This is a genomic window from Streptomyces sp. NPDC056883 (genome assembly GCF_042788835.1).
Classification (GTDB): Bacteria; Actinomycetota; Actinomycetes; order Streptomycetales; family Streptomycetaceae; genus Streptomyces; species Streptomyces stoeckheimensis.
This window is the reverse complement of sequence record NZ_JBHUBS010000001.1, coordinates 687,323-708,090: the sequence shown is the minus strand read 5'-3', so window position 1 is coordinate 708,090 and position 20,768 is coordinate 687,323. Positions and strand designations below refer to the sequence as shown.

Annotated in this window: 17 protein-coding genes; 11 read left to right on the top strand and 6 right to left on the bottom strand. The window is 72.7% G+C overall.

Annotated elements, in window-relative coordinates; genetic code table 11:
• Positions 1-28 precede the first annotated feature (28 nt).
• Positions 29-163: a hypothetical protein gene (locus ACFRU2_RS03285; protein WP_382967015.1), complete on the bottom strand. Its 135-nt coding sequence runs from the start codon at positions 161-163 to the stop codon at positions 29-31.
• Between the two features lie 213 nt (positions 164-376).
• On the opposite strand from ACFRU2_RS03285, the gene ACFRU2_RS03280 reads away from it, so the two are divergent.
• A complete protein-coding gene (locus ACFRU2_RS03280; protein WP_382967013.1) occupies positions 377-2,119 on the top strand; it encodes a glycosyltransferase family 2 protein in 1,743 nt (580 codons plus the stop codon).
• A gap of 17 nt (positions 2,120-2,136) precedes the next feature.
• Positions 2,137-5,154, top strand: a complete 3,018-nt coding sequence (locus tag ACFRU2_RS03275) for an SGNH hydrolase domain-containing protein (RefSeq protein ID WP_382967011.1) — start codon at positions 2,137-2,139, stop codon at positions 5,152-5,154.
• Between the two features lie 22 nt (positions 5,155-5,176).
• Here the strand turns inward: ACFRU2_RS03275 and ACFRU2_RS03270 are convergent, their stop codons facing one another.
• Positions 5,177-5,593 (bottom strand): DUF6924 domain-containing protein, encoded by a 417-nt coding sequence (locus ACFRU2_RS03270; protein WP_382967009.1) that lies wholly within the window; start codon positions 5,591-5,593, stop codon positions 5,177-5,179.
• Between the two features lie 101 nt (positions 5,594-5,694).
• Between ACFRU2_RS03270 and ACFRU2_RS03265 the strand changes: the two genes are divergently transcribed.
• Both ACFRU2_RS03265 and ACFRU2_RS03260 read left to right on the top strand, forming a co-directional pair.
• A complete protein-coding gene (locus ACFRU2_RS03265; protein ID WP_382967007.1) occupies positions 5,695-6,426 on the top strand; it encodes an SOS response-associated peptidase in 732 nt (243 codons plus the stop codon).
• Between the two features lie 311 nt (positions 6,427-6,737).
• Positions 6,738-8,552, top strand: a complete 1,815-nt coding sequence (locus tag ACFRU2_RS03260; RefSeq protein WP_382967005.1) for an IPT/TIG domain-containing protein — start codon at positions 6,738-6,740, stop codon at positions 8,550-8,552.
• A gap of 106 nt (positions 8,553-8,658) precedes the next feature.
• Here the strand turns inward: ACFRU2_RS03260 and ACFRU2_RS03255 are convergent, their stop codons facing one another.
• Complete coding sequence (locus ACFRU2_RS03255; RefSeq protein ID WP_382967003.1) at positions 8,659-9,282, bottom strand: TetR/AcrR family transcriptional regulator; 624 nt, start codon at positions 9,280-9,282, stop codon at positions 8,659-8,661.
• A gap of 147 nt (positions 9,283-9,429) precedes the next feature.
• On the opposite strand from ACFRU2_RS03255, the gene ACFRU2_RS03250 reads away from it, so the two are divergent.
• The 3 genes from ACFRU2_RS03250 (at position 9,430) to ACFRU2_RS03240 (ending at position 12,925) form a co-directional block, all read left to right on the top strand.
• Positions 9,430-10,932, top strand: coding sequence for an APC family permease (locus ACFRU2_RS03250; RefSeq protein WP_382967002.1), 1,503 nt, complete (start codon positions 9,430-9,432; stop codon positions 10,930-10,932).
• An 8-nt stretch (positions 10,933-10,940) separates the two neighbouring features.
• The gene (locus tag ACFRU2_RS03245) at positions 10,941-11,864 is read left to right on the top strand and encodes a carbon-nitrogen hydrolase family protein (RefSeq protein ID WP_382967000.1); all 924 of its coding nucleotides are present in this window, start codon (positions 10,941-10,943) and stop codon (positions 11,862-11,864) included.
• Positions 11,865-12,034: 170 nt separating this feature from the next.
• A complete protein-coding gene (locus tag ACFRU2_RS03240; RefSeq protein WP_382967828.1) occupies positions 12,035-12,925 on the top strand; it encodes an aminoglycoside phosphotransferase family protein in 891 nt (296 codons plus the stop codon).
• Positions 12,926-12,986: 61 nt separating this feature from the next.
• On the opposite strand, the gene ACFRU2_RS03235 is transcribed toward ACFRU2_RS03240, so the two are convergent.
• Genes ACFRU2_RS03235 through ACFRU2_RS03225 form a run of 3 tightly spaced genes read right to left on the bottom strand, consistent with a single transcriptional unit; the run spans position 12,987 to position 15,930 of the window.
• On the bottom strand, positions 12,987-13,739 hold the full coding sequence (locus ACFRU2_RS03235; protein ID WP_382967826.1) for an amino acid ABC transporter ATP-binding protein: 753 nt from the start codon (positions 13,737-13,739) through the stop codon (positions 12,987-12,989).
• 23 nt (positions 13,740-13,762) lie between these two features.
• Entirely contained in the window at positions 13,763-14,719 is a 957-nt protein-coding gene (locus ACFRU2_RS03230) for an ABC transporter substrate-binding protein (RefSeq protein ID WP_382966998.1), read from the bottom strand.
• A complete protein-coding gene (locus ACFRU2_RS03225; RefSeq protein ID WP_382967825.1) occupies positions 14,716-15,930 on the bottom strand; it encodes an LLM class flavin-dependent oxidoreductase in 1,215 nt (404 codons plus the stop codon). The genes ACFRU2_RS03230 and ACFRU2_RS03225 overlap by 4 nt, the downstream gene beginning before the upstream one ends.
• 679 nt (positions 15,931-16,609) lie before the next feature.
• Here ACFRU2_RS03225 and ACFRU2_RS03220 point away from each other — a divergent pair.
• The 4 genes from ACFRU2_RS03220 to ACFRU2_RS03205 all read left to right on the top strand — a co-directional run bounded on the left by ACFRU2_RS03220 (position 16,610) and on the right by ACFRU2_RS03205 (position 20,748).
• Entirely contained in the window at positions 16,610-17,596 is a 987-nt protein-coding gene (locus tag ACFRU2_RS03220) for an amino acid ABC transporter permease (protein ID WP_382966996.1), read from the top strand.
• Positions 17,597-17,809: 213 nt separating this feature from the next.
• Entirely contained in the window at positions 17,810-18,769 is a 960-nt protein-coding gene (locus ACFRU2_RS03215; RefSeq protein WP_382967824.1) for an amino acid ABC transporter permease, read from the top strand.
• On the top strand, positions 18,766-19,584 hold the full coding sequence (locus ACFRU2_RS03210) for an amino acid ABC transporter ATP-binding protein (RefSeq protein ID WP_382966994.1): 819 nt from the start codon (positions 18,766-18,768) through the stop codon (positions 19,582-19,584). The genes ACFRU2_RS03215 and ACFRU2_RS03210 overlap by 4 nt, the downstream gene beginning before the upstream one ends.
• Before the next feature lie 141 nt (positions 19,585-19,725).
• Positions 19,726-20,748: a transporter substrate-binding domain-containing protein gene (locus tag ACFRU2_RS03205; RefSeq protein ID WP_382966992.1), complete on the top strand. Its 1,023-nt coding sequence runs from the start codon at positions 19,726-19,728 to the stop codon at positions 20,746-20,748.
• Positions 20,749-20,768: the final 20 nt, after the last annotated feature.

Here is a 20,768-nt window from a genome sequence, read left to right as displayed (position 1 = left end):
GGGCCCCACCCGCGTCACGGGCTGCGCCTCACACCCCTGAATTCCAGAACGGCCGGGCCCGGAAGGCCGCGGCGCGCACCGCGGTCCCGTCCAGGACCCAGGTGGCGTCCCGCAGTCCGGCCTCGTCGTCCTGCACCACGAGCCCGTCCGCCGGGCCGTGCAAGTCTTCGGTGTCTGTTCACTCCCCCGTGACCTGCACCTTCCCGGCGGGAGGCGGTGCGGCCGGTCGAATGGCCGGAGCAAAGGTCTGGACCACCTGAGATGCGCCAATCCCGTGGCCGATTGCACGTGTTGGTCGTGCGGAAACAAATGGTCTATACCTCTGGCGCTATGGTGGCCATCTGAAACGGGCGCATAAACAGCCGTGGGGGGCTTTATGACCTTTCATCATCTTCCGCAACCTCCTTCCGACGAGGAGCTCTACTGGTACTTCGGCCCGCAACGACGCTGGGTCCTCATCAGCACGAGCCTCGCCTTCGTCTTCACCGCGGCGACCATGTTCACCTTCGCGCTGCGCACTCCGGCCCTGTGGGCCTTCCTCGCCGTCCTCGGGCTCAACCTCGTGGCGCTCGCCCTCTCCTCGGTGAACAGCCTGCGCCAGCGCAGGCTGACCCGGCCCTCGCACGAGGTGCTCGTCCGCGCCTGGCAGCCCGCCCGACTGCCCACCGTGGACCTGTACTTGCCGACCTGTGGCGAACCGCTGCCCGTCCTGGACAACGCCTACCGCGCGGTGTCGGCCGTCGACTGGCCCGGCGCGCTGACCACATGGGTCCTGGACGACGCCGACCGTCCCGAAGTCGCCGCGCTGGCGGCCTCGTACGGGTACGAGTACGTCGTCCGGCCGGACCGGGGCCACCTGAAGAAGGCGGGGAACCTCAACCACGCCCTGACGTTGAGCAGCGCCGAGTTCATCGCCATCCTCGACGCCGACTTCGCGCCCCGGCCGGACTTCCTGCGCCATCTCGTGCCCTATCTGGCCGACCCGGCCGTCGGGATCGTGCAGAGCCCGCAGTGCTTCGACACCGACGGGACCATGGGCTGGATCCAGCGGGCCGCGGGCTCCGCCCAGGAGTGGTTCTTCCGCTGGATCCAGCCCTCCCGGGACGCGAGCGACGCCGCCATCTGCTGCGGCAGCAACGCCGTCTACCGGCGCGCCGCCATCGACCTGGCCGGCGGCTTCGCCCGCCTCGACCACAGCGAGGACCTGTACACGGGCCTCGCCCTGCACGCGCAGGGGTTCCGCACCCTGTACGTACCGGTGCTGGTCGCCAAGGGCACCTCGCCCGACGAGGTCACCTCCTTCGTCAACCAGCAGTACCGGTGGGCGATGGGCAACCTCCACCTGCTCACCTCGCCCGTCCTGCGGACGATGGGCGCGCCCTGGCGGATGCGGCTGTGCTTCTACGAGGGCGTGGTCGGCTACCTGGCCGCCGCCGTGAACACCTTCGCCGCGCCGCTGCCGCCGCTGGTGATGATGTTCTGGTACCCGGACGACATCCGGCCCTGGCACGTCCTGCCGCTGCTCGCCCCGCTGTGGCTCTGGCACGTTCTCCTCCCGCGGATCAGCAGGACCCGCTGGCGGGTGGAGGTGATCCGGGCGAACGTCCTGACGAGCGTCGCCGCCGCCACCGCCTTCCTGCACACGCTGCGCGGCCGCAGCGCCGACTGGGTGCCCACCGGGACCCGGGGGCCCGCCCGTTCCGGCGGCATGGCCCGCCGGGTGGTGGGCGTCTCCCTGGTCTGGCTGGTCCTCTCCAACGGCGCGGCCGCGGCGGGTCTGGCGCTGGCCGTGGCCCGCAACGGCTGGGAGCCCACCTGGGGTCTACTCCTCTACTTCCTCGTGCAGTGCCAGATCAACGGCCCGCTGGTCCGGGACCTGATCTCCGAGCTGCGGCCGACAGCGGCCTCCGCGACCTCCTCCGGGAAGGCCTCGGCCGGGGCCGCACCGGCCGCGGCCGGCGGCCGCCCGCGCAGCCTCGTACGGGCCTTCGCCGGCCGCGCCTCCACCGGCGTGCTGCCGCGCCGCTGGCCCGAGACCCTCGCCGCCTCGGCGGTGCTCCTGCTCACCGGCCTGCTGGCATCCGGGTGGGTCAACCCCATGCTTCCCTGGCTGAGTTGAAAGGCTCGACAACCACCATGCACTCCCCCGTCCCCGTCCCCTCCTCCCTGACCTCCCCCGCCCCACCTCCCGAACCGTCCTCCCCGGCGCGCTCCGGCGGCGAGTCCGGGCCCAGCCCGCACCGGTCCGCGTTCCGGCCCGACATCGAGGGGCTGCGCGCCGTCGCCGTCGTCGCGGTCCTCGCCTTCCACGCCGGGGTTCCGGGGCTCGCGGGCGGTTTCGTCGGCGTGGACGTCTTCTTCGTCGTCTCCGGCTACCTCATCACCGGGCTGCTCGTCCGCGAGGCCGTCACCACCGGCCGGATCCGGCTCCTGGACTTCTTCTCCCGGCGGGCCCGCCGGCTCCTGCCGTCCGCCGCGGTCGTCCTCGGCGCGGTGGCCCTGGCCGGGGCCTGGCTGACCGTACCGCTGCGCCGCGCGGACCTGGAGCAGGACGTGGTCGCGGCGGCGCTCTCCGCCGCCAACTGGCGGTTCGTCGCCCAGCGGACCGACTACCTGGCCGCCGGGCACGAGCAGAGCCCCCTCCTGCACTTCTGGTCCCTCGCCGTCGAGGAGCAGTTCTACCTCCTCTGGGCTCCCCTGCTCGCCCTGATCGTGCTCGGCGCGGCCCGGGCCGTACGCCGTGGCCGCGCCGTGCGGGCCGCCGTGGCACTGGCCGCCGTACCGGTGGTCCTCGCCTCGTTCGCGCTGTCCCTGCGCTGGACGGACCACTCCGCCTCGCTCGCGTACCTCGCCACGCCCTCCCGGGTCTGGCAGTTCGGCGTCGGCGCGCTGGTGGCGCTGTTGCCCTGGCACCTCATGCGCGGCCCGCGCCCGCTGCGGCTGCTGTGCGGCTGGGCCGGGATCACGGCGATCGTCTGGAGCAGCTTCGCGTACGACGCGGCCACGCCCTACCCCGGCCACGCGGCCCTGGTACCGACCCTGGGGGCGGCGGCCGTCATCCTCGCCGCGATCCCCGGCCGGGGCGAGCGCAGCACGCCGGGCGGCTACGGGATCGGCCGGCTGCTCGCGGGGCGGGCTCCCCGCGCGGTGGGTCGGCTCTCCTACACCTTGTACCTGTGGCACTGGCCGGTGCTCGTCCTCGCCGAGGCCCGCTTCGGCCCCCAGGAGTGGCCGGTGAAGGCCGCGCTCACCCTGGCGGCCGCACTGCCCGCCTACGCCACCATGCGCTGGGTCGAGCAGCCGCTGCGCCGCAGCCGCACCGTCTCCGAATTCCCGCGCCGCGGGCTGTCGGTGGGCATCACGGCCGTGGTCCTGCCGGTGGTGCTCGCGCTGGTGGTGGGCACCACGACGCTGAACCTGCTGGGTCCGGCAACGCCGGTCCAGCTCGGCGGGCTGCCCCCCGGCGCCGCCTCCGGACCGAACCTGCTCGCCCGTACGGGCTCCGCGCCGCTGGGCGCCGGCCCGGTCGTGCCCGGCCCCGCACAGGCGCGCAAGGACTTCCCGCCGGACGGGGCCTGCGAGGTGGCCCCGTCCGTGACCCGCAGCCCGGACTGCCTGTTCGGCGCGGTGGACAGCCCGGACCGGATCGTGCTGCTCGGCGATTCGCACGCGGGCCAGTGGTTCTCCGCGATGCTGGCCATGGCCGCGCAACGGGGCTGGGCCCTCCAGGAGCTGGTGAAGCAGGGCTGCCCCCTGCCGCAGCTCGCGGTGGACAGTCCGCAGCTCGGCCGCGCCTACCGGGAGTGCGACACGTGGCGCGCCGACGCCCTGGAGCGGCTGCGGCAGCAGCCGAAGCCGCGGCTCATCGTGATCTCCTCGCTCAACCGGTACACGGCCGATTCCGGACTCCTCGCCGAGGCCTGGGAGAAGACCCTCGCACCCCTGCGGGCGATCGGTGCGCCGATCGTCTACGTCGAGGACACCCCCGTACCGGGTACGGACGTCCCCGCGTGCGTCTCCGGCAGCCCCGAGGAGCCCGCGGCCTGCGCGTTCAGCCGAACCAACGCCCAGCAGCCCGATCCGCTGGCCAAGCGGATCGCCGCCGGCGCCCTGCCCGGCGTAAGCGCCGTGAGCGTGAACCCGGTCCTCTGCCCGGGCGAGGGGCCGACCTGCCCGGCCGTGCTGGACCGCATCCTCCTCTACCGGGACGACGCCCACCTGACCAACGTGGCGGTCGTCGTCCTGACCCCCCGGCTGGAACGGCTGCTCACGGATGCGGGTTTGCTGCCCGCCGTGGGCGGGGCGGGGGCCGCGTCCGGGGCGGCGGGGCCCGCGGGCTGGACCGAGGTGTTCCGGGAGGAGTTCGACGGTCCCGCGGGCAGCCCGCCGTCATCGGCCGACTGGCTGCACGACACCGGCACGTGCTATCCGGGATGCCCCGCCGCCCAGTGGGGCACGGGAGAGATCGAGACGATGACCGACTCGACGGACAACGTCCGCCTCGACGGCAAGGGCGCACTGGAGATCGTCCCCACCCGCGCGGACGGCGCGTGGCGCTCGGGCCGCATCGAGACCCGGCGCTCCGACTTCGCCGCCCCGGCCGGCGGGATCCTGCGGATCGAGGCCGCGATCGCCCTGCCGGAGGTGACCGGCGCCAAGGCGGCCGGCTACTGGCCGGCGTTCTGGACCCTCGGGGCGCCGCTGCGCGACGGGTACACGGGCTGGCCCGGCATCGGGGAGCTCGACATCATGGAATCGGTCAACGGCCGGGACAGCGTCTTCGCGACCATGCACTGCGGGACCCTCGAAGGCGGCCCGTGCCGGGAGCCGGCGGGCCTGAGCTCGGGGCCGCAGGCGTGCGGGGACTGCCGTACGGGGTTCCACACGTACGCCGTCGAGGTCGACCGCTCCCCCGGCGCCGAGGAAGTGCGCTGGTACCGGGACGGCCGGGTGCACCACCGGGTGGCCGCCTCCGGGATGGACCCGGACACGTGGAAGCGGGCGGTGGACCACGGTCTGTTCCTGATCCTCAACGTGGCCATCGGCGGCGGCCTCCCGCTGGCCGACGGCGCAACCCCGGGCCCGGACACCGAACCGGGCCACCCGATGCGGGTCGACCGGGTGACCGTCTCCACCCGGGCCCGGGCCGCCTGAGCCCGCTCCGGACGGCGAGCCGTCAGTGCGGGCCGAAGCCGCGGAAGGTCCCTGATCCGTCGGCGGCTTCGGCGAACTCCTCGAAGTACATGTTCGCGAGGCCGAGGTTGGCCGACACGTCGAAGAACCACCGGGACGGGACCCTGAACGTCCGCCCTGGCTCGACCCAGAGGTCCACGGCCAGAAGCGGGTGGACGGGATCCGCCATCGCGGCCGCGTCCGCGATGAACAGGTGATTGAACCACTCGCGTTCCTCGGCGGCCGCCGCCGCGTCCGCCAGGGCTTGGACATCCGCCTCGGCGAAGCGGCGGTCGCTGACGAACGTGGCACCGTCGATCGCGCTCCGCAGTGCGTCCCACGCCGCCTCCTCGCCGAAGTGGGTGCGCAGCACCAGAGAGGTCAGGTTGTCAGGCTGAGGCAGGGGCAAGGGCATCGACATGGGCGCGATCCTCCCACCCGGCACTGACATCGGCCCGGGCGCGCCGTCCCCGTGCGGCGCGCTCGGGCCCTCCGACCCGGGAAGGGTGGGACAGTGGAGGCATGTGTGGTCGATACGCCTCCTCCCGCGCCCCCGAGGACCTCGCCGGGCTCTTCGATGCCCGGCTCGATCCCGGCCGGGAGCTCGGGCCCTCGTGGAACGTCGCGCCCACCGACGAGGTGTGGGCCGTGCTGGAGCGCGCCGACCGGGACACCGGCGAGCTCGGGCGGCAGCTGCGCCCGGTGCGGTGGGGGCTGGTGCCGTCCTGGGCCAAGGACCCCGGCGTGGGATCACGGATGATCAACGCGCGGGTGGAGACCGTCCACGAGAAGCCCGCGTTCCGGCGGGCCCTGGCCAAACGCCGCTGCCTGCTCCCCGCGGACGGCTTCTACGAGTGGGTGGCCGTACCCGCCGCAGGTACGGCCAAGGCCTACAAGCAGCCCTACTTCATCCGGCCCGAGACCGGCTCGGTCATGGCCATGGCCGGGCTGTACGAGTTCTGGCGCGACCCGGCCGTCGCCGACCGGGACGACCCGGACGCCTGGCTCACCACGGCCACGATCATCACCACCGAGGCCACGGACGCGGCCGGCCGCATCCATCCCCGGATGCCGCTCGCCCTCGACCCCGGCGACTACGAGGCCTGGCTCGACCCCTCGCACGAGGACACGACGGATCTCCGCGCCCTGCTCCACACCCCCGCCGGCGGCCGCCTCGCGGTGACCGCGGTCTCGACCGCCGTCAACAGCGTCCGCAACAACGGCCCCCAGCTCCTCGACCCCGCCACTTCGTAACCTCGCAACCTCGTATCTTCTCGGAAATTCGTACGAGTCCGGTGGTCGATTTCGGGGTTTCCAACGGTTTGGCGGGACGATCCGGCATTTGGCGCCCGCCGCGCCCCCGCCGCTGCGATGCTTCCGCCGGTATCACCGGGCCGCGGTCCTTCCAACCGGCCCCGGAATACCGGCGAACGGGCGGCACCGCCGGAGGAAGCTGCCCTCCGGTCCGTCGTACGGAAGCGTCCGGCCGCGGCTTCCCGGGAGTATGCGACTCCGGCCGCTGCCGGACGGAGGCGAGAGGGGGAGACTCGATGTCTTCGACTGCTGTGTTACATGGTCCGCGCGCCCGGTGGCGGCGCCGGCTGCTGGCGGTGGCCGCGTCCTCGGCGCTGGCCGCGGGCGGCCTGACGGTTCTGGCGCCCCCGGCGTCGGCGGAGGGGGTGTGCGCCGCCCCTGTCCTGGTGGGTGCCACGACCACGATCACCTGCTCGGCGGGGGGTTCCGGAAGCGTCACGGTGCCCGACGGCGTCTCCGTCGGTGCGGTGACCCTGGACGGCGCCGGGGGCGGGAACGCCGCCGACGGCACCGCCGGGGGCAAGGGCGCGCACCTCGTCGCGACCGTCCCGGCCACGCCCGGGCAGACCTTCAACGTGACCGTCGGCCGGCGCGGCGCCAACGGCACGGCGAGCGCACAGTTCGGCGTGCCGGGTTCCGGCGGCGCTCTGGTCGCGGTGACCACCGCCGCCAACGCGCCTCTACTGACGGCCGGTTCGGGCGGCGGGGCGGGCGGAGCGGGCATCGGCTCCCCCGCCTACCGGGGAGCGGCCGGCGGTGACAGCGGCAGCGCGGGCGCTGACGGCAACGGCCTGGTCCCCGATGCGCAGGGCGGTACGGGCGGCGGCCCGGGCACCGACACGGCCGGCGGGGCTGCCGGAATCGGGGGTGCCGGAGCGGACAACGAGGGCCCGAACGGTTCCCCGGGCGCCTTCCCGAACGGCTCCGGCGGCTCCGCCGGCCAGGGCGTGTTCAGCCCGACGGGCGCCGGCGGCCGCGGCGGAGCCGGGTACGGCGGCGGAGGCCGGGGCGGAGCCGGTGGCAGATACGGCAGCACCGGTGGTGGCGGAGGAGGGGGCGGCGGAGGGTCCAGCCTGGTCTCCGGGACGGTTGCGGGCTCGTCCGTAACCCTCACCGAGGGGGCCAACGCCGGTGACGGGCGGATCGTGTTCGCCTTCACCCTGCCGCCCACGGTCACCTCCGTCGGCCCGGCCGCCGGACCCACGGGCGGCGGTACGGCCGTGACGGTCACGGGCACGAACCTGTCGGGCGCCGTCCTCACCTTCGGCGCGGACAACCCCGCCACCGACGTCGCGTGCACGGCGACCTCGTGCACCGCCACCGCTCCGGCAGGCACCGGCACCGTGGACGTCCGGGCCACCACTCCCGGCGGCACCAGCGCCCCGTCCCCCGCGGGCCGCTACACCTACGTCCCCGTCCCCGTGGTGACCTCGCTCAGCCCCGCCGTCGGCACGACGGCCGGCGGTACGGTCGTCACGGTCGGCGGCACCGGCCTGGACGGCGCCACCGCGATCGTCTTCGGCCCCGGCAACCCGGGCACCGGCCTCTCCTGCACCCCCACGTCCTGCACCGCGACCGCGCCCGCCCACGCCGCGGGCCCCGTGGACGTCCAGGTCACCACGGCCGGCGGCACCAGCGCGGTGACCGGCGCGGGCCGGTACACGTACCAGCTCCCGCCCGCCGACATCGACGTGGACCTGACCGCACAGCCCGGCCTCAGCCTGCTGGTCCCCTACCTCACCTACACCCTGACCGCCCGCAACACCGGTCCCGGTACGGTCACTTCGGCCACGCTCACCGCAACCCTGCCGTCGGGCGCCTCCGCCAACACCCTGTCCCCGGGTTGCACGGCCGCCGGATCCACGGTGACCTGCGCCTACGGGACCATCGCCAACGGCGCCACCGCCACCAAGACCTTCCGGGTACCGCTGGGCCTGCTCTCACTGGGGCGCGTCACGGTCTCCGCCACCCGTACGGCGTCCGCGCCGACCGACCCCAACCCGCTCAACGACGGCGCGACCGCCAGCTGCACGGTGGTCTCCGTCCTCCTGGCCACCTGCCCCTGACCCGCCAACGGCGTCGCCGCCAACGGGACGCCCTGCACGCATGATGGCCGCCGGCCCGCCTCGTCACGAGGCGGGCCGGCGGCGCGTCCGGGCCTCGGTGCCGCGGTCAGGCCGGGCCGGCCTCCTCGTGCCCGGTCAGCTCGTGACCCGTGACGGCCCGCGCGTAGGAGCGCAGGGCGGCGATCACCTCGGTGCGCGTGCGCCGTCCGGCGAGCACCTCCATCTGGTAACCGTCCTCCATGGCGACGAAGTTCGCGGCGAGCAGGCGCGGCGGATCCTGGAGCAGGAAGTGTCCCTGCGCCTGGCCGAGGACCAGGATGCCGGAGTACACCGCGATCTGGCGTTCCGTCAGGGCGCTGTCGAGCGCCGCCGCCCGGGCGTCGCGCAGGCAGCGCGGCCAGTACTCGAAGAGCAGCCGGGTCAGCGCGTCGTCGGGGCCGCCGGCGACTCCGTGGTCGATGCAGGCCCGCAGTTTGTCTCGGGCGTCGTCGAAGCGGTCCGCGGCCTCCTCGCGCTCCTTGCTGTAGCGCTCGATGGCCTCCTGGTAGGTGGAGTGGACGAGGGCGTCCAGATCGCCGTAGTAGAGCACCGCGGCGGGGGTGACCCCCGCCTGGTCGGCGACATCGCGCAGCCGCAGGCCCTCCAGTCCGCGTACCAGTACGGCGCGCTCCACCGCCTTGCCCAGCTCGGTCCGGCGGTTCTCCTTGCCGGTCCCCTTCCTGGCTGCCACGCCATGCCCTCCAGACATCGATCATCTAAATCTGGGTTTAACAATATCGCCCAGACCATTGACGGTCCAGGAAGTCGAGCATTAAATCTGCGTTTAACGCGGCGCCTCACGCTCTGCGCACCACACCTGCGGCCTCCAGGAGGCACCATGACCAACCCGACCGACACCGGGGCCAGAACCGGGCCGGCGCCCGCCCCCGTCGGCAAGGGGCTGCGCGGCGGCTCCGTGGGCCTGCTCGCCTCCGTCACCCTCGGGCTGTCGTCGGTGGCACCGGCGTACAGCATCGCCGTCACCCTCGGCTTCGTGACGCTCGCCGTGGGAGACCTGGCTCCGGCCGCCCTGCTCCTGGGATTCGTACCGATCCTGCTCACCGCCTTCGCCTTCCGCGAGCTGAACCGCGAGATGCCGGACTGCGGCACCAACTTCGTGTGGACCACCCGAGCCTTCGGGCCGGTGGCCGGCTGGTTCACCGGGGGCTGGGTCGTGATCGTCGCCACCCTCATCGCGATGACCGCCCTGTCCCAGGTCGGCGCCGTGTACCTGTTGAACCTGCTCGGTCTGCATTCCCTCGCCGAGGACGACGTCGTCGTCACGGCGACCGCCCTCCTCCTGCTGGCCGCGTGCACCCTGGTCTCCGTCCGGGGACTGCACCTGGCCGCCTCCGTGCAGTACGTGCTCCTCGGCCTGCAACTGGCGGCCCTGCTCGGCTTCGGCGCGGCCGCCTTCGCCCGCGACGGGGCCGTCACCCCTTCCCCGGCATGGCTCGACCCCAGCGCCTTCGACGGATTCGGGCCCTTCGCCGAAGCCGTCCTGCTCTGCCTGTTCATCTACTGGGGGTGGGACTCGCTGCTCGCCGCGAACGAGGAGACCCGCGACGGCGAACGCGTGGCCGGGCAGGCCGCCGTCATCTCGACGCTCCTGCTCCTGGGCACCTACCTGTTCACCGCGTTCGCGGCGATCAGCTTCGCCGGTACCGGAACCACGGGCCTGGGCCTCGGCAACCCGGAGAACGCCGCCGACGTCCTCACGACCCTCGCGCCTCCCGTACTCGGCGGCGCACTCGCCAAGGTGATGGAGCTCGCCGTCTGCGTCTCGGCGGTCTCGGCCCTGCTCACCTGCCTCGTCGGCAATTCCCGCGGCACCTTGTCCATGGCCGCCCACGGCGCCCTGCCGCGCGCCTTCACCCGGATCCACCCCCGGCACCGCACGCCCGCCTTCGGGACGCTGGCCTGCGGAACGGCGGCGGCCGGCACGCTGATCCTGCTCCGGCTCGTCTCCGCGGACTTCCTCGGCGACGCCGTCCTCTGTGTCGGGCTGCTCATCGCCTGCTACTACGGCACCACCGCCCTGAGCTGCGTCTGGTACTTCCGGCGGAGCCTGCGCGATTCCCCGCGCGACCTCCTGCTGCGCGGCGTCCTGCCCCTGCTGGGCGGCCTGCTGATGCTGGCGGCCTTCGCCCGCAGCGCCTACGACATGTACGACCCCGCTTACGGCAGCACCTCCTTCCACGGCGTCGGCGGAGTCTTCCTCCTCGGCGCCGGATCCCTCGCCGCGGGCGCCCTGGCCCTGCTGATCGCCCGCACCCGTTTCCGCCGCTTCTTCCGCGAAGGCCGCACGTCGGTCGCCGCGCTCACCATCACCGAGGACTGACCACACCCATGCGCACTCTCGCCATCGCCGCACTCCAGACCACGCCCGTGGCCCACGACCTCGAAGCGAGCTGGCAGCGTTTCAGCGACCAGGTCCGCGCCACGCACGAGCTCTTCCCCCACGTCCAGCTCGTCGTCGCCCCCGAGCTCCTGCTCGCCGCCGAGGGCCCGCTGCTGCGCCCCGCCCCCGACGACTGGATGGAGCGGGCCGCCGTCACGATCCCCGGACCGCTCACCGACCGGATCTGCGCCCTTGCCAGGGAGACCGAGCTGTGGCTGGTCCCGGGCAGCCTCTACGAGCGTGCGGAGGACGGCCACGTCTACAACACGGCCATAGCGGTCTCGCCCGAGGGCGAGATCGTCGCCCGCTACCGCAAGGTCTTCCCCTGGCAGCCGTACGAAAGGGCCCGGCCCGGGAACGAGTTCACCGTGTTCGACCTCCCCGGCATCGGGCGGGCGGGCCTGGCCATCTGCTACGACGGCTCCTTCCCCGAGACGGTCCGCCAACTCGCCTGGCTGGGAGCGGAGATCGTCATCCAGCCCACCCTGACACCCACCCGGGACCGGGAGATGGAACTGGTCTGCGCCCGCGCCAACGCCTGGACCAACCAGGTCTACGTGGTCAACGTCAACGCCGCCGACCCCGCGGGGGTCGGCGCCAGCACGATCGTCGACCCCGAGGGCACCGTCCGACAGCAGGCCGGCCCCGGCGAGGAGGTGCTCATCGACGTACTGGACCTCGACACCGTCACCCGGGTGCGCCGCTACGGCTCCACCGGCCTCAACCGGCCCTGGAACCAGCTCGCCCGGTACGGGGAATCGATCGCCCTCCCGATGTACGGCGGCGCGGCCTTCCGCACACCGCACTGGCTGGAGGAGAAGGAGGAGGAGGAGAAGGAGGCGGCGGCGGCGGCGGCGAACCCCACCGCATAGCCGCCCGGGGCCGGAAACCGGTCGACAGGCGGGCCCCGGCGCGGTGGGATGACTCCGAACGCCCGCCGTCCGGAGCGGGCCGGGCACGGGAGCGCTTCTTGACGAGCGAGACGACGGCGGAAGCCACCGCGGGCACCGCCACCCCGGCGGCGTCTGCGGCCACCGCGGCCCTGCCGGACGAGGAGGCCCGTCCCCTCATCGACGCGGCGCTGGTCAGGCGCCTGGTCGACGCGCAGTTCCCGCAGTGGGCGGGGCTTCCCCTCCGTCTCCTCGATCCGGCCGGATCCGACCACGTGATCTACCGGCTGGGCCGGGAGCTGTCCGTCCGGCTCCCCCGCGGGCCCGGGGTGGCCGGGCAGGCCGCCAAGGAAGCCGAGTGGCTGCCCCGGCTCGCCCCGCACCTGCCGCTGGCCGTCCCGGTCCCGGTGGCCGTGGGCAGACCCGGCTTCGGCTATCCGTGGCCGTGGTCGGTGTCCCGCTGGCTGGAGGGGGAAGTGGCGACCGCTTCCGCGCTGGCCGACTCCCCGACGGCCGCCGGGACACTGGCCCGGTTCCTGACCGCCCTGCAGCGGTTCACCTCCCCCGACCTCCGCACCGGATCCGCCCCCGCGGACCTGACCGGCTCTCCGCTGGCCGACCGGGACCGCGCGACGCGGGCCGCCATCGAGGCGGTCTCCGGCGTGTTCGACGCGGCGGCCATGACCGGCCTGTGGGAGGCGGCACTGGACGCGCCCGGCTGGGACCGGCCTCCGGTCTGGTTCCACGGGGACTTCCACACCGGCAACCTGCTGACCGTCGACGGCCGCCTCAGCGCGGTCATCGACTTCGGCGGGCTGGGCGTCGGCGACCCGGCTCGCGATCTGACCATTGCCTTCACCCTGATGTCGGCCCCGAGCCGGGCCGTCTTCCGCGACGGCCTCGGCGTGGACGAGGCCACCTGGCTGCGCGGCCGCGGCTGGGCCCTGGCGACCGGCCTGAACGCCTACACCTTCCATGCCGCGACCGACCCCCGCGTCGCGGCGCAGACCACCCGGCAGATCACCGAGGCGCTCATCGGCTGATCCCTAGGGGGTGTCTTGCCGATCAGGCCGGGCCCGACCGACAAGACACCCCCTAGGTCCCTCACCACACCTTGGCGAGGAAGCCGCGGGTGCGGGGGTGCCGCGGGTCGTCCAGGACGGCCCCGGGCGGTCCCTGCTCCACGACGGCACCCTCGTCCATGAACACGACGGTGTCGGCGACCTCCCGGGCGAAGCCGAGCTCGTGGGTGACGACGAGCATGGTGGTGCCGGTGCGGGCCAGGTCCTTGATGACGTCCAGAACCTCGCCGACCAGTTCCGGGTCGAGCGCCGAGGTCGGCTCGTCGAAGAGCAGCACCTTCGGTTGGAGCGCGAGCGCCCGGGCGATGGCCACCCGCTGCTGCTGCCCTCCGGACAGCTGCCGCGGGTAGGCGTCCGCCTTGTCGCTCAGGCCCACGCGCTCCAGCAGCCTGCGGGCCGTCGCCCCGGCCGCCTCCCGCGGCCGGCGCAGCACGGAGACCGGGGCCTCGACGAGGTTCTCCAGCACGGTGAGGTGCGTGAACAGGTTGAAGTCCTGGAAGACGAACCCGATGTGCGTGCGCTGTCTCAGCACCTCCTTCTCCTTGAGCTCGTACAGCTTCCCGCGGTGACCCCGGTAGCCGATGAGCTCGCCGTCGACGCTGATCCAGCCGCGGTCGACCTTCTCCAAGTGGTTGATGGTGCGCAGGAGGGTGGACTTCCCCGAGCCGGAGGGCCCCAGGATCACCGTGACCTCCCCGGCGCGGACCGTCAGATCGACCCCGCGCAGCACCTCCAGGGGTCCGAAGCTCTTGTGGACTCCGCGGACCTCGACCATGACGGGTCCGAGCGCGGGCTCGCTCACGCGTGCTCGGCCGGGTTGATCTGCGAGGTGTCGATCGCGGAGGGCGTGGTGCCCCACTTCTTCAGGATCCGCGCGTACGTGCCGTCCTTGATCAGCTCGTTGACGGCGGCCTGGAAGGCCGGGGTCAGCGGGGATCCCTTCTTGAAGGCGAAGCCGACGTCGAGGCGGTGGTATTCGCCGAGGAACGTGGTCTGCGCGGCGGGTTGTGCGGCCTGATGGCGCAGGCCGTTGATCGTCGACATGACGACGTCGATCCGGCCCTGCTGGAGGGCCGTGGTGACGGCCCCGGGCTCGGAGAAGACCTTGACCTCGTACGGCTTCTTCCCGGCGGCCGCGCAGACCTCCTTCTTCGCGGTGAGCGTCTTCTCGAAGGTCGTGCCGGCGCCGGTGCCGATGGTCAGTCCGCACAGCTGGGTGAGGTCGGAGACCTGCCCGGTCAGTGTGGTGTTGCCCGTCTTGACGCCGAATCCCTGGCCGTCGTTGATGTAGGTGACGAAGTCGACGGACTTCAGGCGTTCGGTGGTGACGCCGAAGTTGCCCGTGCCGACGTCGTACTTGCCGCTGCCGAGGGCGGGGAGGATCGTCTCGAAGGAGGCGTCCTGGCGCTCCAGCTTCAGGCCGAGGACCTTGGCCACCGCGGCGGCGATGTCGATGTCCTGGCCGGCGGGCGGCTTGTCCTGTCCGTTGGGGTAGTACGCCGACGGCGGGGATCCGACCGAGCCGCCGAGCCGCACGCTGCCCGCCTTGCGGACCTCGGCGGGAAGCAGGGCCGCGATCGACTCCACGGCCCGTACGCCGGCGACCGGATCGTCGGCCGGCGCGGGTGAGGCGAGGGCGCCGGCCACCGGCGGGGATCCCTCGCCGGAGCCGCAGGCCGTCAGCGCGGTCAGGAGGGGCAGGAGCACGAGGGCGGTGCGCAGGCGCCCGCGGAGCCCGCTCGCGTGGAGGCTCATCCGCGCACCGCCGTCAGGGTCTGGCGGGGGGTGCCGGTCCCGGGGCCGGCACCGCGTACGGCGTCCGGGCCGGCGCCTTCCCGAGCGGCGGCTTCCCGAGCGCCCTGCCGGGCGGCGTCCCGCTTCGCGACCTCCTCGCGGACGAGGGGGATCACGTACCGGCCGAAGTCGATGGCGTCGTCGAGCAGGTCGTAGCCGCGGGCCGACAGGATGTCCACGCCGAGGTCGTAGTAGTCCAGCAGCGCCTGGGCCACCGTCTCCGGGGTGCCGACCAGGGCGTTGGAGTTGCCCGCGCCCCCGGTGGCGGCGGCGGTCGGGGTCCACAGGGCCCGGTCGTAGCGCTCCCCCGCCTCCGCGATGGCGATCAGGCGCTGCGATCCGGTGTTCTGCGGCGCCGCGGCCTCCGTCACTCCGTTGCCGCGGTGGCGCTGCACCGCCCCGGCCCGCCTGCGCTCGCGGATGGCGCCCACCGTACGGTGGGCCTTCTCCCAGGCCAGTTCCTCGGTCGGGGCGATGATCGGGCGGAACGCCACCTGGATCCGGGGCGGTTCCGTACGGCCGGCGGCCCGCGCGGCTTCCCGTACCGCCTCGATCTGCTGGGCCGTCTGTTCCAGGGGCTCGCCCCACAGGCAGTAGATGTCCGCCTCCGCGCCGCCGGCCGCGTAGGCGGCGGGCGAGGAACCGCCGAACGAGACGTTCGGGCGCGGCTGCTGGACGGGGAAGACGTCGCTGACGAAGTCGTGGAAGCGGTAGTGCTCCCCCTCGTGGTCGAAGGCCTCGTGGGTGGTCCAGATCTTCTTGACGATGCGGATGTACTCGCGGGTGCGGGCGTAGCGCTCGTCCTTGCCGAGGACGTCGCCCTCCCGGCCCTGCTCGTGGTCGTTGCCGCCGGTGATGAAGTGCACGGCCAGCCGGCCGCCGCTGATCTGGTCGAGGGTGGCGAAGGTCTTGGCCGCGAAGGTGGGGTACGAGACGTTGGGCCGGTGGGCCAGCAGGATCTGCAGCCGGTCCAGCTTGGCCGCGATGTACGCGGCGGCCGGTGCGGGGTCCGGCGTACCGGAGCCGTAGGCGAACAGCACCCGGTCCCAGCCGTGCTCCTCGTGCGCCCGGGCGAGCCGGAGCGTGTACTCCTTGTCGAAGGAGGCGCCGGATCGGGCGGTGGTTTCGGAGCCGTCGTTGGTGGCGGCTATGCCGAGGAACTCCACGGGCATGGGTGTGGCCTTTCGGAAGGTGCGGCGGATCGCCTCGCGGCAGGGTGAACCGGCCTCGGTGCGGAGGTACATGAGGCTCCGTCAGCCGCGGAAGGTGCGCGGGTGCGGAGGAGAGCGCGTGAGGTGCAGGCGTGGCGTGCGAGCGTGACGACGCGGGGCGTCGGGGTTGTGCGGTGCGGCGGCAGCGCGCGTCCGGGTGCGCGGCGGCGTGAAGCCTTGCGGCGGTCACGGACGGCACGGCGGTGGCGCGGAGGGAGAGCTCGGCCCACGACGGGGTCACCGAGGGAGGGAAGGGCCGTTCAGGCAGCCCGCTGCCGCGTCAGGCGCAACAAGCCGCGGACCACACCCGACCGAAGTCGATGTAGTCGCGCGAGACCAGGCGCTGATGGGCATTCATGCGACTACTTGAACAGTACGAACTGCTCTTCGTCAAGCAACGGCCCGAATGCCGGACGGTCCCGGCCCCGCCGGACCGGGCACCGTTGACATGGCCGTGCCGTCGCCGCATACGATCGACGGCGGACCGGATGCGCCGTGCACGGAGCCGGTCCGGCCGTGTTGAGGGACACGGCGAGCGTGACGACCGCACCCCTGTCCGGCGGCCCGGGCGTGTTGCCCGCCCCACCGCCGCCGGGCAGTCGTTGCCGCCCGCGATCCCTCCCATCCCCGGAGCACCTCCATGAGCACCGCTTCCGATCTCTCCCGCCCGCCCCGCACCCTCGAGGCGCTCGACGCGGCGCCCCCCGGCAAGGAGCCGCCGCCGATCGTGCCCCGGCGGCGCGTCGGTCGTCAGGTGTCCGCTGCCGCCGCGCTGCTGGTCTTCGCGATGGTGCTGGCCTCTGTCGTCCGCAACGATGCGTTCCAATGGGGCCTGGTGGGGCGGTACTTCACCACCTCCGCCGTGCTCGACGGGCTGGTGCTGACGCTCTGGCTGACCGGCGTGGTGATGGTGCTGGGGTTCCTGTTCGGCACCGTCCTCGCCGTGATGCGGCTGTCGGCCAACCCGGTGCTGCGCACCCTGAGCTGGGGCTACGTGTGGATCTTCCGGTCCACACCGCTGCTGGTCCAGCTGCTGTTCTGGTTCAACATCGGCGCCCTGTACCCGACGCTCGGCCTGGGCATCCCCTACGGCCCCCAGCTCTTCACCGTCTCCACGGTGAACCTGCTCGGCCCGACCCTCACCGCCGTCATCGGCCTGACCCTGCACGAGACCGCGTACGCCGCCGAGGTGGTGCGCGGCGGCATCCTCTCCGTGGACCCCGGCCAGACCGAGGCCGCGCAGGCGCTCGGGCTGAGCAGGCGCCGCACGCTGTACCGGATCGTGGTTCCGCAGGCGATGCGCTCGATCGTGCCGACCGCCGGGAACATGCTCATCGGCACGCTCAAGGGCACCAGCATCGTCAGCGTGCTGGCCGTGCACGACCTGCTGTACTCCGTGCAGTTGGTCTACAACCAGACCTACCAGGTCATCCCCCTGCTGATGGTGGCCACCCTCTGGTACGTCGCCGTCACCACCGTGCTGAGCGCGGGCCAGTACTACGTCGAGCGGCACTACGCGCGCGGCAGCTCGCGGGGCCTTCCGCCCACACCGCTGCGGCTGCTGCGCGTCCGGCTGGCCGGCCTCCGCGGCCGCCTGAACTCGGTGACCGCGCCCGGCGACCGCTGAGTTTCATTTCACGAACAGGCGTTGTGTGTACGGCGGATGAAATCGGAACACGATTTCGCGCATTCCGATATCCAGGCCGTTGACACCCCTTCTCCGGGCTGCCTAGCTTACGCCGCAGATAAAGAGATATCGGCGGCCTCTCCTGTACTGCTTGACGGCTGCTTTTCGATTCTGCGCCTATTTCGAAGCCGTGGAGTGTCCTTGACCGAATCACTGCTCCTCTCCGCGCCCGCCGGCCCTTCCGGGCCACCCGGGCCCCCCGGTCCGGCCGAGCGGGTCCTGCCGCTGCGCCGGCCCGGGCGGTGGGTCGCCGGCATCGTCGTCCTGGTGCTGGTCTCGCAGGCCGCCCACGGTCTGATCACCAACCCCTTCTACCAGTGGGACCGGTTCGCGTACTGGTTCGCCCGCCCGGTGATCCTGGACGGGCTGCTCATCACCCTCCAGGTGGCCGCGTACAGCGCGGTCCTCGGCCTGGCCGGCGGCATCCTGCTGGCCCTCGGACGGCTCTCGGGCAGCCCGGTGCTGCGGTCGGTGAGCTGGACCTACATCTGGCTCCTGCGTTCCGTGCCGCTGATCGTCGTCCTGCTCTTCCTCTACAACCTCAGCGCCCTGTACCCCACCCTCAGCATCGGCATCCCGTTCGGCCCGGCCTTCCTGACCTTCGACGAGTCGCGGCTCGCCACCGACATGGCGGTCGCGGTGGTCGGTCTGAGCCTGAGCGAGGCCGCGTACGCCGCCGAGATCGTCCGGGCGGGCGTGCTCTCCGTCGACCAGGGCCAGCACGAGGCGGCCGCGGCCCTGGGACTGCCCAAGCGCTACCAGTTCGCCAGGATCGTCTTCCCGCAGGCGCTCCGCTCCATCGTGCCGTCCTACGTCAACCAGCTGATCGGCCTGCTCAAGGCCACCTCACTGGTCTTCTACGTATCGCTGCTCGACCTGTTCGGCTCGGTGCAGAGCCTGGCCAGCACCTATCCCGGCGACGTGGTGCCGCTGCTGCTGGTGGCGACGGTCTGGTACGTGATCCTCACCAGTCTGGTCTCCGTCGTGCAGTACTACGTCGAGCGGTACTACGCCCGCGGAGCGCTGCGCACCCCGGCGCCCACTCCCCTCCAGCGGGCCCGGGCGGGCCTGCGCGACCTGCGGATCCGCTACCGGAAGGAGACGGCCCGATGACCGGGAACGCGAGTACCGTCACCGCCACCACTTCCACCAGTGCCTCCACCGCGCGGCCGGCCGCCATCGAGGTGCACGACGTGCACAAGTGGTTCGGCGGCCGGCGGGTCCTCGACGGGGTGAGCCTGACCGTCGCGCCCGGCACGGTCACCGTGATCCTGGGGCGCTCCGGATCCGGCAAGTCGACGCTGTTGCGGGTCCTCAACCACTTGGAGAAGCCCGAGGCCGGTCACGTCAGCATCGGCGGCGAGCTGATCGGAGTCCAGCGGCACGGAGGCCGGCTCAAGGAGCTGAGGGAACGGGCGATCCTCGCCCAGCGCGGCCGGATCGGCTTCGTCTTCCAGAACTTCAACCTCTTCCCGCACCTCACCGTGCTGGACAACGTCGCCGCCGCCCCGGTGGCCACCGGCAGGCTGTCCCGGCCGCAGGCCCAGGCCCTGGCGCAGGACCTGCTGCGCCGCGTCGGGCTCGGGGACCGCGGCGGCGCCTATCCTCGGCAGCTGTCCGGCGGGCAGCAGCAGCGGGTGGCCATCGCCCGGGCGCTCGCCCTGCGGCCGGGGGTCATCCTCTTCGACGAGCCCACCTCGGCACTCGACCCCGAGCTGGTCGGCGAGGTGCTCTCCGTGATCAAGGACCTGGCCACCGGGGGCACCACCCTCGTGATCGTGACCCACGAGATCGGCTTCGCCCGCGAGGTCGCCGACGAGGTCGTCTTCCTCCACGAAGGCCGCATCGTCGAACAGGGCCCGCCCGCACAGGTGCTGGACCACCCCGCGCACCCGCGCACCCGGGAGTTCCTCAGCAAGGTGCTCTGACGAGCCCGCCAGGCCCTCCGCCGCTTCACGCCGCCCGGCCTCGACTTCCCTTTGCTCCGGCTTCTCCTGCTCCGGCTTCCCTTCCCCCACCCTCCGTTCCGCGGCCTTCCCCGAATCGCCGCACACCCGAAAGGCAACGCCATGCACCGCCCGTCCCTCCTGCGCAACAGACTCGTCCGCGGCCTCGGCGCCACGACCGCCGCCGTCGCCCTCGCCGCCGGACTCACCGCGTGCGGCGGTGACGCGAAGGCCACCGGCACCGCGCCGAGCTCGGACAAGGTGACCATCGGCGCCGTCTCCAACGGGGCAGCCCGGCAGGCCGAGCTGTCCGTCCCGGTCGTCGAGTCCCTGCGCGCACAGCTCCCGAAGGAGGTGCGCGACCGCGGTGAGCTGGTCATCGGGGTCGGCGCCCTGCCCGCCGGCTTCCCGCCCCTCGCCTTCGTCGGCACCGACCAGAAGACGCTCACCGGCTCGGAGCCCGACCTCGGCCGCCTCGTCGCCGCGACCCTGGGCCTGAAGCCCGTGGTGAAGAACTCCACGTGGGAGAACCTCTTCGTCGGCATCGACAGCGGCAAGGTCGACGTGGCCTTCTCCAACGTCACGGTCACCGAGGAGCGCAAGAAGAAGTACGACTTCGCGTCCTACCGGCAGGACAACCTGGCCTTCGAAGCCCTGAAGGAGAACACCTGGGAGTTCGGCGGCGACTACCGCAACCTGGCGGGCAAGACGGTGTCGGTCAGCAGTGGAACCAACCAGGAGAAGATCCTCCTGGAGTGGCAGAAGAAGCTCCAGTCCGAGGGCAAGGACATCACGGTCAAGTACTTCCCCGACGCCAACAGCGTCTACCTGGCGCTGAGCGGCAAGAAGATCGACCTCAACTTCGGACCGAACCCCTCGATCGCCTACCACATCACCCAGACCGCGAGCAGCAACGCCCCGACGCGAAACGCCGGTTCGTTCTCCGGTGCCGGTGAGACCCTCCAGGGGCTGATCGCCGCGACCACGAAGAAGGGCAGCGGACTGGCCGAGCCCGTGGCCCAGGCCATCAACCACCTGGCCGGGAGCGGCGGGTACGCGCAGCTCCTCACCGCGTGGAACCTCTCCAACGAGGCCGTGACCACCTCGCAGGTGAACCCGCCCGGGCTGCCCACGACCAACTCCTGATCCCGCGGCCGTCCCCGGCC